Source organism: Acidocella sp. MX-AZ03, from assembly GCF_027626035.1.
Classification (GTDB): domain Bacteria; phylum Pseudomonadota; class Alphaproteobacteria; order Acetobacterales; family Acetobacteraceae; genus Acidocella; species Acidocella facilis.
Map to the genome: position 1 here is coordinate 1,644,680 of NZ_CP110774.1, position 11,389 is coordinate 1,656,068.

The 11,389-nt window shown below is 64.3% G+C and carries 13 protein-coding genes, 1 tRNA gene, 1 pseudogene and 1 other annotated feature; of the genes and pseudogenes, 7 read left to right on the forward strand and 8 right to left on the reverse strand.

Going from position 1 to position 11,389, the window contains the following annotated elements; translation table 11 throughout:
• Window positions 1-359: 359 nt before the first annotated feature.
• The 6 genes from GT370_RS09220 to GT370_RS09245 all read right to left on the reverse strand — a co-directional run bounded on the left by GT370_RS09220 (window position 360) and on the right by GT370_RS09245 (window position 4,534).
• Window positions 360-1,334 (reverse strand): EcsC family protein, encoded by a 975-nt coding sequence (locus GT370_RS09220; RefSeq protein WP_168118366.1) that lies wholly within the window; start codon window positions 1,332-1,334, stop codon window positions 360-362.
• A 22-nt stretch (window positions 1,335-1,356) separates the two neighbouring features.
• On the reverse strand, window positions 1,357-1,539 hold the full coding sequence (locus GT370_RS09225) for a hypothetical protein (protein ID WP_270184263.1): 183 nt from the start codon (window positions 1,537-1,539) through the stop codon (window positions 1,357-1,359).
• A gap of 79 nt (window positions 1,540-1,618) precedes the next feature.
• Window positions 1,619-2,419 (reverse strand): type II toxin-antitoxin system antitoxin DNA ADP-ribosyl glycohydrolase DarG, encoded by an 801-nt coding sequence (darG, locus tag GT370_RS09230; RefSeq protein ID WP_270184264.1) that lies wholly within the window; start codon window positions 2,417-2,419, stop codon window positions 1,619-1,621.
• Entirely contained in the window at window positions 2,419-3,033 is a 615-nt protein-coding gene (gene darT / locus GT370_RS09235; protein ID WP_333490067.1) for a type II toxin-antitoxin system toxin DNA ADP-ribosyl transferase DarT, read from the reverse strand. The genes darG and darT overlap by 1 nt, the downstream gene beginning before the upstream one ends.
• A 179-nt stretch (window positions 3,034-3,212) precedes the next feature.
• Window positions 3,213-3,289 (reverse strand) — tRNA-Arg (locus GT370_RS09240).
• A gap of 129 nt (window positions 3,290-3,418) precedes the next feature.
• On the reverse strand, window positions 3,419-4,534 hold the full coding sequence (locus GT370_RS09245; RefSeq protein WP_008492062.1) for a TDT family transporter: 1,116 nt from the start codon (window positions 4,532-4,534) through the stop codon (window positions 3,419-3,421).
• Between the two features lie 98 nt (window positions 4,535-4,632).
• Between GT370_RS09245 and GT370_RS09250 the strand changes: the two genes are divergently transcribed.
• Complete coding sequence (locus GT370_RS09250; protein ID WP_008492061.1) at window positions 4,633-5,529, forward strand: LysR family transcriptional regulator; 897 nt, start codon at window positions 4,633-4,635, stop codon at window positions 5,527-5,529.
• Here the strand turns inward: GT370_RS09250 and GT370_RS09255 are convergent.
• Both GT370_RS09255 and GT370_RS09260 read right to left on the reverse strand, forming a co-directional pair.
• Window positions 5,519-5,851, reverse strand: coding sequence for a rhodanese-like domain-containing protein (locus GT370_RS09255; RefSeq protein ID WP_008492060.1), 333 nt, complete (start codon window positions 5,849-5,851; stop codon window positions 5,519-5,521). The genes GT370_RS09250 and GT370_RS09255 overlap by 11 nt on opposite strands.
• 98 nt (window positions 5,852-5,949) lie before the next feature.
• Entirely contained in the window at window positions 5,950-6,378 is a 429-nt protein-coding gene (locus GT370_RS09260) for a cupin domain-containing protein (protein WP_008492059.1), read from the reverse strand.
• A 66-nt stretch (window positions 6,379-6,444) separates the two neighbouring features.
• Here GT370_RS09260 and GT370_RS09265 point away from each other — a divergent pair, with 66 nt between their 5' ends.
• From GT370_RS09265 to GT370_RS09290, 6 genes and pseudogenes are all read left to right on the forward strand, one after another.
• Window positions 6,445-7,002 carry a chromate transporter gene (locus GT370_RS09265; RefSeq protein ID WP_008492058.1) on the forward strand — a complete coding sequence of 186 codons (558 nt, stop codon included), beginning with the start codon at window positions 6,445-6,447 and terminating at the stop codon, window positions 7,000-7,002.
• Window positions 6,999-7,520, forward strand: coding sequence for a chromate transporter (locus tag GT370_RS09270; protein ID WP_008492057.1), 522 nt, complete (start codon window positions 6,999-7,001; stop codon window positions 7,518-7,520). The genes GT370_RS09265 and GT370_RS09270 overlap by 4 nt, the downstream gene beginning before the upstream one ends.
• Window positions 7,521-7,724: 204 nt before the next feature.
• Window positions 7,725-7,850 (forward strand): hypothetical protein, encoded by a 126-nt coding sequence (locus GT370_RS09275; RefSeq protein ID WP_256378772.1) that lies wholly within the window; start codon window positions 7,725-7,727, stop codon window positions 7,848-7,850.
• The gene (locus GT370_RS09280; RefSeq protein WP_008492056.1) at window positions 7,840-8,583 is read left to right on the forward strand and encodes an FCD domain-containing protein; all 744 of its coding nucleotides are present in this window, start codon (window positions 7,840-7,842) and stop codon (window positions 8,581-8,583) included. Before GT370_RS09275 ends, GT370_RS09280 begins: the two co-directional genes overlap by 11 nt.
• Complete coding sequence (gene lldD / locus GT370_RS09285; protein ID WP_008492054.1) at window positions 8,580-9,716, forward strand: FMN-dependent L-lactate dehydrogenase LldD; 1,137 nt, start codon at window positions 8,580-8,582, stop codon at window positions 9,714-9,716. Before GT370_RS09280 ends, lldD begins: the two co-directional genes overlap by 4 nt.
• A gap of 74 nt (window positions 9,717-9,790) precedes the next feature.
• Window positions 9,791-9,846, forward strand: a sequence feature (sul1 is cis-regulatory element that is thought to sense ions involved in sulfur or methionine metabolism; They are found in Alphaproteobacteria).
• A gap of 50 nt (window positions 9,847-9,896) precedes the next feature.
• Window positions 9,897-11,377, forward strand: a pseudogene (locus GT370_RS09290) (SulP family inorganic anion transporter).
• Window positions 11,378-11,389 lie beyond the last annotated feature (12 nt).

Sequence of the window (11,389 nt, forward strand, 5' to 3'; positions counted from 1 at the left end):
AAACCGGCGGACGACCCGCCCAGTCACTAGGCCCGGCTACGCAACAGTTCCCCCACGGTTGCCGGGTTGTTCCTCCGATGCGGCGCCGCCAGTACTACCAGACCACGGCATCGGCTTTCTCACCCGTCAGCAGTTTCATCGTGTGGCACTGCTGAAGAGCGACCCGGACGAAACACACCATCCCGGCCTGTGAAAGCTGCCGTCACGACTTGTTTAGGAGAAAAACTTACGTGGTTGATGGGGGGAACCCTACCTTGTGCTCAGCGCACCCTCGGGGCAGGCAGAATGAGTGATCCGACACGACATTCTATTGCATCCTCAGAGTAAGACACACGACCGTGTTCACGGCGTGCACGGCCCTACTCTGCCTTGCTACCTCTAATCCGGCGTCGGGAGCGGATTTCCCGGACAATCGCCGCAAAACAAGGGCGAACGGCCGAAGAATCTGGAGCCCTTCGCTCGACCCCTCGGACCATGAAGTGCACACGTGCCATTTCTTGGTAATAATCAATAAAAGCATAGTTGAGCGCCCCTCCAGCAGCGGCGCCCGCTATCGGAACGGCTTGTGTCATAATTTTCTCAGAGACCACCACGCCAAATCTGGCCGCAACGGTTTTGATAACTAGTTCGATGCCTGCGTGGCTCAGGCCGGTTCGCGCGGCCCAATAGCCAAGATCGGCTTCATCATCTTCTGACAGAGGGCTGCCAACCGCGAAAACTTCGATACAAGCCCGCTTTGTTTCATCACTTTTGATGTCCTCCCCTGGGAACGAACGAGCAATGTCCGCGACAGAACGCATGATATTGGCGGTTGTAATCGGCAAATCCCAGAGCAGCCCAGGAAGGCCAAAGAAACCACCAGAAAGACCACTCGCTACAACAACGGCCTTATGGAGCCACTCCCAACGATCACCAATACCGTCTGCATCGAGTCCGGTCATCGCCCCAGACTGGAAGTTCCAAAGAAAATCCTGTGTGATCTCTTGGACCTTCTCAGAGACATCCAGGCCGAATTTATCCTTCAGTACATCTTGTACCCGCTCACCGACCCATGAAGTTGCATCACCCAGCGATTCGACGATTTTCATCACGATATTGCGAGCATCGAGCATCTTTGTGGCTGCTTGCCATAGCTGTTCACAATCGTCCTTACTTATGCCAACGCAGGCATTTGTGCGACCGAAGATAGACTCGTCCATGCGTTCCTCACTCGATAAATATTGCGAACAAGCAAAGCTTTCCCAATATTTATCCAAAACCGATAAGGCAAGAGAAGAAATACGGTATTCGCCGAAGCGGTGATTAACCAAGACGGCCCTGATAAAACACGCCATTCGGCCAGCAAAAGAGGAAACCTTATGCGGTGGCGCGGAGGTGATTGATGGCGACTTCAATATGAAGCAGCGTAAAAACTCGCACCTTACGCTCAGCCGCGCCTTCAGGCCCCGGCCAACGGGCAATGGCATCGGCCATCACATCAATAGCCAGGGGAACGCCTGATTCATGGTTCAGCCAATCAACCGTTGCCAGCAGTTCCAACCCATGGGAGATTGGAAGCCGTCGATGATATTGGCAGCCTCATCAAGCGCGGGCCGATAGGGGCTGGCATCCGGTGAGGTCAGGTAGGCGCTGATTTGATCCTGACGGTCATGCCGGAAGTGGAGCGGATCGAACGGGCGCGCGTCTGCCACCCGCCGTTCGCAGGTGATGTAGCTGCCATCAAGGCTATCGAGCAGATGCCGGACTTTATCCGAGTAGGGCCATAGCGATTGGCCGTAAAATCATCAGCGATCAGAACCGGCAATTTGAGGCGCTGGGTTGCCCGGTGCAGGAACCACGCCAGCTTCTGGGCTTCAAGCATCGAACAGTCGAAGCCCAGCACCTCGTAGCGCCGGATCATCTCCGCCATCGCCGCGCGGGCGGGCGTCAACTTTTCGACGCCATTGCGCTTAACGACGTTTTGGTAGGTTTTGGTCGGTTCAAAAACGATGATCTCGCAGTCGTGACCGGCAAGCGACTCGGCGATCAAGTGTTTCACCCTGGCCCAATCCAGGCCGCCATTGCCCGCACCGAGCGGCGGGATGGCAATCGAGCGGATGCCGCGCGCCTCGATTTCTTGCCCGAGCGCAGCGAGGCCGTGTTCAATCCATTCAAGGCGGGAGGGATTCCGCCAATGCTGCTTGGTGGCAAAATTGATGATGTAACGCGGGCCAAGCATGTCATGGCGTTCGGTAATGAACAGGCCGCCGGGTTCAAGCTGCCCGGCCTTGCAGGCGGCTTCATAGGCCCGGAAATTATCCGGGTAGGCTTCCTTGAACATCAGGGCAATGCCCTTGCCGCTGATTCCTACCGTGTTGACGGTATTCACGAGCGCCTCGGCCCTGGATTCCAGAAGGTTGCCTTGGGTATAGCGGAGCATCAGAAATACCACCCTGGGCGGACGAATACCTTAACCGCGCTTGCCGCAGCCGCGACGGCTGCTTCCACAATGGGCTTGGCGCTCCCCGACGCGCAGGCGACACCGAGCAGCGCGCCCGGAGGGACGTGACGGTGGGCCAGGGCTTCGGCTTGATAGCGTTCCATCTTGTCTAAATAGCTATCATCGCGGGCGAAGTCATGTCGACGCAGAATATCCCAGTCGATTATCTCTCCCAGGCGGCTCTGGTCGGTGGTCCACTCGGCTGTTGCAACATAAGCATGGCGATCCGTGAACAGGAGGGTGACGCCATTCTGGGTCATGCTTTGGCAAGATGAGACTAAAATAACGATCTTATCGTTATCGAGCTGGGCAATCCCGCCGCGCCCCGTCTTGATGTTGAGGAGCATCGGCGATTTTGGGGTGAAGTAGAACGGAACATAATCCGCCAGCGTCCCGCCGGGGTGCAGCGGCACCGTTCGGTGGGTACGCTTGCCGATCAGCTCAGGATTGCCGATGGCCACGAAATCAGGATCAACCACGGCACTGTTGGCACAATGAAGGCCATTCGCCAGCAACCAGGGCAGGTTGGCAATGTGGGTGATGCGGAACAGCAGGCCGCGTTCGGGGTGAGATTAATCGGCATGTAGCCGGTGACTATCCCGTGACGCCGCGTTTACCACAAGTCCGCATTGGCAGGGCGTTCTCCGGACAAGAAGATTTTGTGTCTGGAACCTATGTGGAACCTGCGGCAAAATCCAGGTCGCCAATATTTGGCATAACTTATTGAAAACCCTGGCGGACCCGGCGCGATTCGAACGCGCGACCTTTGCCTTCGGAGGGCAACGCTCTATCCAGCTGAGCTACGGGTCCGGCTTGGAAGCCCTTCTAGCGGTATCAGCCTGCCGGGGCAACTGTCGGGGCGGCCAGGGCGGCGGCCTTGGCGAGGCGCTGCGTCTGGCCGCCGGAGAGTGGGGCCGGCACTCCAAAATCCTTGCACGTTCAGGCCATGGGTTTGGGCGCTGAAGGGGGCATGTAAGGCGCTGTGAAGAGGGAGCCGTGATAGGCGCCGCGGGCGGTGCGCAGGGCGACGATGCTCCAGAGCGCGGTGAAAATGCCGGTCAGCACATGCCCGGCCAAAATAAAGGCCGCCAGCCCCGTCTGCGCCCCCAGCGCGTTGGTCGCCAGGATGAACACGCCGAGCGGAAAGGTGAAGCCCCACCAGCCCATGTTGAAGGGCAGACGATGCGGGCGCTGCACCAGAACCATCGCCACCGCCAGCGCCAGCCACCAGGCGCCATAGGCCCAGATCACCAGCCCGCCAATCACCCCCAGCCCCTGCGCCACCGGGCCGATAAAGGCGAGATGCCCGCCCGCGAACGCCCCCGGCGCCGCCTGGCCCAGCAACAGCAGCCCCAGCGCCCCCGTCCCCAGCGGCCCCAGAGCCAGCCAGGAAGAGACCGCCAGCTCCGGCGCCGGCAGCGAATGCAGCACCAGCCGCAGGAACAGAATGGTGAGAATACCCAGCGCCAGCGGCACCGAAAGCGCCCACAGCCCATACCCGGCCAGCACCAGATTGGCCGCCACGTCCTGCGGCAGATGCGGCGCCAGCAGCGCCCCGCTGGCCGCCGCCACCTCGCAGGCGACGATCGGCAGCAGCCAGACGCCGGTCATCGATTCCAGCATATGTTTCTGCGTCACCACCATGGCGAGCGGCACGCCCAGCCCGGTGAGCACCGAGAGCAGCGCATCCACCTCCCATAGCCGCAAGGCCAGCTGCGGGTCATGCCCGAAGGCCAGGGTGCCGTTGGTGATGGTCGCCAGCCCCATCGGGATCGCGCCCAGGAACATCGGCATCACCGGATGGCTGAAAATCTTCGCCGCCTGGCGCGGATACAGCGCCCAATGCGCCAGATAAGCCAGGGAAAACACCGAAAACAGCACGATATTCGCCCGCCAGATCTCCGCCGCCAGCCCCGGCAGCCAGGCCGGGCCGGGCAGCTGGTTGAGCAGCAGCGCGAACACGCCGGTGCCCATGGTGACGGTGAACCAGTTGGGCGTGAAATGGCGCACCAGCTCGAGCGGATGCGCATGATGGGTAAAGGGTCGAGCGAACATTTGTGACCTGCCTTTCGCCCGCTGATCTAGGCCGCGCGAAACAATCTTAAAAACTGATAGTTTTTGTTCGATTGATAAAATTGGTTTATGTATTTCGCATGACCCTCGAACAGCTCCGCATTTTCGCCGCCGTGGCCGAGCGCCAGCATATCACCCGCGCCGCCGCCGCCCTCAATCTCACCCAGGCGGCGGTCTCGGCCTCCATCGCGGCGCTGGAGACGCAGCATGACGTGAAATTGTTCGATCGGGTGGGGCGCAATATCGCGCTCACCGAAACCGGGCGGCTGTTTCTGGAGGAGGCGCGGGGCGTGCTGGCGCGGGCGGCGGCGGCGGAGACGGCGCTGCGCGACTATGCCGGGCTGCGCCATGGCCAGCTTGCCGTGCATGCCAGCCAGACCATCGCCAGCTATTACCTGCCGCGGCTGATCACCGCCTTCAAAGCCCAACATCCGGGCTTCACCATCAATCTCGCCATCGGCAACACCGCCCAGGTGGCGCGCGCGGTGACGCTGGGCGCGGCGGAGCTGGGCTTCGTGGAAGGGCCGCTGGACGATCCGGGGCTGCTGGTGGAGCCGGTGGCGGCGGAGCGGATGGCCATCGTCACCCCGCCCGGCCATGACTGGGCCAGGGGCGGCGAACTCACCAATGCGGATCTGCGCCGCGCCGCCTGGGTGTTCCGGGAAGAGGGCTCGGGCACGCGCGAGGCGTTTCTGGCGCACCTGGCCGAACGCGGCATCGCGCTGGAGGCGCTGAACATCACCCTCACTTTGCCTTCCAACGAGGCGGTGCGCGAGGCGGTGGCGGAGGGCGCCGGGGTGGCCTGCCTCTCGCCCTTGGTCTGTGCCCGGGCGCTGAGCGCCGGGGCGTTGCGGCGGGCCAATCTGCTGCTGCCGCCGCGGCCCTTCCAGGCGGTGCGGCATAAGCAGCGCTACGTGCCGAAAGCCGCCGGCGCCTTTCTGGCGCTGGCGGCGAAAATGCCGCCTTTTATCCCCTGAGAACGGGCAAGCCCGCCTGCATCCAGGCGGAGATGCCGCCTTCCAGATGCCCCGCCACCGGCATGCCGGCCTGCGCGCATAAATTCGCCGCCATGCGCGAGCGCTTGCCGACACCGCAGAGCAGCACCACCTCGCCGGAGGGCAGCGCCGAGGGGTCGAAGCTGGAAAGCGGCAGGTTCATCGCGCCCTCGATTCGCGCCGCCTCGCATTCCTGCGGCTCACGCACATCGACGAGGATGATGCTGTTGGCCGCCAGCGCGTCTTTCAGCGCGAACGGGTCATACAAAGTGAAGGGGCGGGAGGCGGAGCCGGTGCTGGTCATATTGGACGTGTCCTGTCACGGGATCGAGATTGCGGCGGGTTTAGGCGCGCTGGCGGGGGGCCGCAAGCACGGGCCGGTTACAACGCCTTAAGCCTCAATCAGGGTGACCAGCCGGGGGGCGCCAGCTCGAACCCCGCGAACTCGAAGGCCGGGGCAACGACGCAGGAGACCAGGCTCCAGGGCCCGCGCGCGCGGGCCGCCTGCCAGGCCGCCTTCGGCACCACCGCCTGCAACGCCTCGCCGGCGGCGAGGTTCGGGCCAAGCCGCAATGTCTCTCTGCCGATGCCAAGTTCCAAAGCCGCGCCGCCTTGCCAGAGCCAGAGCTCGGCGGCATCGACCCGGTGCCAGTGCGAACGCTCGCCCGCTTCCAGCAGGAACAGGATGGAGCTGGCGGCCCCTCGCCCGCCTTCGGCCGGGCTGTCGCGCCAAAGCTCGCGGTAATGCCCGCCTTCGGGATGCGGGCGCAGGGCCAGGGCTTCTTTCACCGCTTCGGCGGCAAGGGTGGGGTCGCGCAGATCGATGCTCATGTCACGGACCTACATTGCGCCCGCCCGCGTTGCCAGAGTGCGAGGGGCCCGCCTACTCTGGCAAAAATGCCCCCTGCCCCGCCCGCGCCGCGTCCGCGCCTCACCCATGCCCAGCTGTTCAGCGGATTTTTCATGGCCGGGATCATGGGGTTCGGCGGCGTGCTGCCGATCATCCGGCGGATGATCGTCGATGAGCGCGGCTGGCTGAGCCAGCAGGAATTCAGCGAGCTGTTCTCGCTCTGCCAATCGCTCCCCGGCGCCAATGTGGTAAATCTCAGCTTCGCCTTCGGGGCGCGGGAGGCCGGGGTGAGCGGCGCGGCGGCGGCGATGTGCGGGTTGATGAGCGCGCCGGTTGCCATCGTGCTGGGCTTGGGCGGGCTTTATACGCGCTATGGCGGGCTGGCCCCGGTGCGCCACGCGCTGCTCGGGCTGGCGGCGACCGCGGCGGGGCTGGTGCTGGGAACGTCGCTGCGCATCGCGGTGCCGATCGTGAAAAGCTGGCGCAATGCGGCGCTGGCGCTGGCGGTGTTCGGGCTGGCGGTGGGGCTGCATGTCTCGCTGCCTTATATCGTGCTGATCGTGCTGCCGCTTTCGGTCTATCTCTCCTGGCGGGCGGTGACGTGAACATTCTGGGCGAGATCGCGCTGCTGTTCGGCAAGCTCTCGCTGCTGGCGGTGGGCGGGGCGAATTCCACCGTGCCGGAGCTGGCGCAGGTTGTCGTGAACCAGAAACATTGGCTCACCGCCTCGCAATTCGCGCAGCTCTACGCGATCGCCAACACCGCGCCGGGGCCGAATGTGATCCTGGTCACCGTCATTGGCGCGCATGTGGCCGGGGTGGTGGGCGGGCTGCTGGCGACGCTCTGCATGGTGCTGCCGGCGGGGATCGTCGCGGCGATGGTCGCGGCCTTGTTCAACAAGCACCGGCAGGCGCGCTGGCGGCGGGTGGCGCAGGCCTCGCTGCTGCCGCTCACCGCCGGGCTGGTGCTCGCCACCTCCTATGTGCTGGTCCGCCAGTCCGACACCGGCTGGCTCACCGCTTTGCTCACCGCCGCCACCACGCTGCTGGCCTGGCGGACCAGGCTGCATCCGCTCTGGATGTTCGGGGCGGGGGCGCTGCTCGGGCTGGTATTTCTGAATTAAATTTGGGGCTGTCCCAGATAAATTTCGAGCTCAGGCCTTCAACGCCTTGAAGGATCAGCATTATTTCGATCATTGCAGGGTTTCGCCTTTTGCCCGTGGCGTCAAGGGGTTGACTCGCCTTCGGCGACGCGCGGCGAAGCCGCGCGCCCTTGACGCCACGGGCAAAAGGCGAAGAGACTCGGGATCGACATAATGGCCAGATGAATGAAGATCTGGGACAGCCTCTTAAATTTTGGTCGGACCAATTCCGGCTTGCCGGACCTGCCGCGCGGCGGCAAAGCTGGGGCAGTTTTTAAAGAAAAGGAAACCGGTCCGGCCAATGGCAAATAGCTCGCTCTCCACCCGGCTTGAGGGGCTGATCCGCGAGGCGGGCCTGCGCCCTGGCGACAGGCTGCCGGCGGAGCGGGTGCTGGCGGCGCGGCTTGGCGTCTCGCGCGCCAGCCTGCGCGAGGCGCTGCACGGGCTGGCGCAATCCGGCCGGGTGCAGGCGCGGCCGGGCAGCGGACATTATCTGCAGGCGCCGCAACTGGACGAGATCGTCGCCCCTTTGGCCGGGCTGATGCGCCAGAACCCGTCTTACTGGCGCGATGTGATGGAGATCCGCCGGGTGCTGGAGGCGCAGGCGGCCGAGCTGGCCGCGATGCGCGCCACCGAGGCGGACAAGGCCCGGCTCGCGGCGCAGATCGAGCGGCTGGAGGAGATCCATGAGGCGGGCAGCGCGCATGAGGATGCGCAGGGCGATGCGGCGCTGCATCTGCTGATCGCCGAAGCCTCGCACAACCTCGTGCTGCTGCACATGATGCGCGGGCTGTTCGAGCTGCTGGCCGCCAGCATCTCCCACAGCCTGGAAAAACTCTATACCCGCCCGCAGACCTTCCGCATGCTCGCGCGCCAGCATCGCGCCCTGGTTGGCGCCATCACCGCCGGCCAGCCGGAGCAGGCGCGCCGGGCGGCATTGCTGCATCTCGATTTCGTCGCCGCGACGCTGCGGCGGGTCGAGGATGACGAGGCCAGAATGCTGCGCCTCTCCCCTTCCCTGCAACCAGCGAGCGACCCTGCATGATCATCTCCTCGACCACCGATTTCCGCGAAGCCGCCCGCCGGCGCCTGCCGCCCTTCCTGTTCCATTATGCCGATGGCGGCGCCTATGCGGAACAGACGCTGCGGCGCAATATCTCGGATCTGGCCGATCTGGCGCTGCGCCAGCGTGTGTTGAAGAATGTCGCGGATGTCTCGCTGGCCACCACTGTGCTGGGGCAGGAGATGGCGATGCCGGTGGCCATCGCCCCGGTCGGGCTGGCGGGCATGTATGCAAGGCGTGGCGAGGTGCAGGCGGCGAGGGCGGCGGAGAAGGCGGGGATTCCCTTCACCCTCTCCACCGTCTCGGTCTGCCCGATCGAGGAGGTGCAGAACGCGCTCGCCAAGCCGATCTGGTTCCAGCTTTATGTGCTGAAGGATCGCGGCTTCATGCGCAACGCGCTGGAGCGGGCCTGGGCGGCGGGGATCACCACGCTGATCTTCACCGTGGATATGCCGGTGCCGGGCGCGCGCTACCGGGACCTGCATGCCGGCATGTCCGGCCCCAGCGGCCCCTGGCGGCGGGTGTTGCAGGCGATGCTGCATCCCGGCTGGGCCTTCGATGTCGGGCTGAATGGGCGCCCGCATGATCTCGGCAATATCTCCGCCTATCGCGGCCAGCCGACCAAGCTGGAGGATTACATCGCCTGGCTCGGCAATAATTTCGACCCGGCGATCGCCTGGGATGATCTGCAATGGCTGCGGGAGTTCTGGAAGGGCAAGATCGTCATCAAGGGCATTCTCGACCCCGAGGATGCGCGCGAGGCGGTGAAATTCGGCGCCGATGGCATCATCGTCTCCAACCATGGCGGCCGCCAGCTCGATGGCGTGCTCTCCAGCGCCCGGGCGCTGCCGCGCATCGTCGAGGCGGTTAAGGGCGAGCTGACCATCTTTGCCGATGGCGGGGTGCGCTCTGGGCTGGATGTGGTGCGGATGCTGGCTTTGGGCGCGGATGCGGTGCTGCTGGGCCGGGCTTACGTGTATGCGCTGGCCACCGGCGGCGAGGCCGGGGTGACCAAGCTGCTGGAACTGATCGCCAAGGAGATGCGGGTGGCGATGGCGCTGACCGGGGTGACGCGGATTGCGCAGATCAATGGGGAGATTCTGGACCGGGGGTGAGCCCCCGGACAGGACAGGGTTTCGTCCGTAACTGTTGCACCGCAGCAGAAGCCTGACTATGCTGGGATCATTCGTCAGGACCCGGTGAAAATCCGGGTGGCTCTTCCGGCCGCCGATCCGCCGGACAACGCGGGCAACGGGCTTTGCCCCGCCCCTCGCTGAAATTCATTCAAAGATCCCATGACCAAACAATCCTCCTTTTACCGGGACTGGCTTGCCCAGCCTCGCGTCGATTTCCTGTCCGGCCTCGTTGTGGGGCTGGCGCTGATCCCCGAGGCGATCGGGTTTTCCGTGGTGGCCGGGGTGCCGCCGGAAGTCGGGCTTTACGCCTCTGTCGTCATCGCCACCATCATCGCCTTCACCGGCGGGCGGGTGGCGATGGTCTCCGCCGCCACCGCCGCCACCGCCGTGCTGATGGGGCCGATCGTGCATAGAAACGGGCTCGGCTATCTGCTCGCCGCCACCGTGCTGATGGGCGTGTTTCAGATCATCGCCGGCATCTTCAAGCTGGGACGGCTGATGCGCTTCGTCTCGCAATCGGTGATGACCGGCTTCGTCAATGCGCTGGCGATCTTGATTTTCATGGCGCAGCTGCCGCAGCTGATCGGCGTGCCCTACGCGGTGTACGGGTTGATCGCGCTCGGGCTTTTGGTGATTTACGGCTTTCCCTACATCACCAAGGCGTTCCCCGCGCCGCTTGTGGCGATCATCGTCGTCACCTTTGTGAGCTATGTCCTGCATCTGCCGGTGAAGCATGTGGCGGAGCTGGGCGCGCTGCCCACCGGCCTGCCGCATTTTAGCATTCCGCATGTGCCGCTCACCCTCGGCACCTTCCAGCTGCTGGCGCCGCTGGCCCTGGCGCTGGCCGCGGTCGGGCTGCTGGAGACGATGCTGACCGCGCAGATCCTCGACGACATGACCGACACGCCCAGCAATAAAAGCCGGGAATGTATCGGCCAGGGCATCGCCAATATCGGCTCGGCGCTGTTCGGCGGCATGGGCGGCTGCGCGATGATCGGGCAGTCGGTCATCAATGTCACCTCCGGCGGGCGGGGGCGGCTCTCCACGCTGGTGGCGGGAATTTTCCTGCTGGTGCTGCTGGTGCTGCTGCACGGGCTGCTGGCGATCGTGCCGGTGGCGGCGCTGACGGCGGTGATGATCATGGTCTCGATCAATACCTTCTCCTGGCGCTCGATCCCGCAGCTGCGCACCAATCCCTGGCCCTCCTCCATCGTGATGGTGGCGACGGTGCTAACGGTGGTGTTCACCGGCGATCTCTCAAAGGGGTTGCCGTCGGTGTGCTGCTCTCGGGCATCTTCTTCGCCGGCAAGGTCTCGCGGCTGGTGCGTGTCTCCTCGCGTCTGTCCGAGGATGGCGGGACGCGGCGCTATCTGGTCGAGGGGCAGGTTTTCTTCGCCTCCGCCGGGCTGCTGGGCGAGGCGGTGGATGTGCAGGAGACAGCGGTGAAGCGGCTGGAGATCGACGTCTCCCGGGCGCATTTCTGGGACATCTCGGCCGTCGGCGCGCTGGACCGGATTGTGATGAAGGCCAGGCGGCATGGGCTGGAGGTGGAGATCACCGGCCTCAACCAGGCGAGCGAGACGATGGTGGAGCGCTTCGCCGCGCACCGCAATGGCGAGGCGCTGCCCTCGGCGCATTGACCAAGACAACCC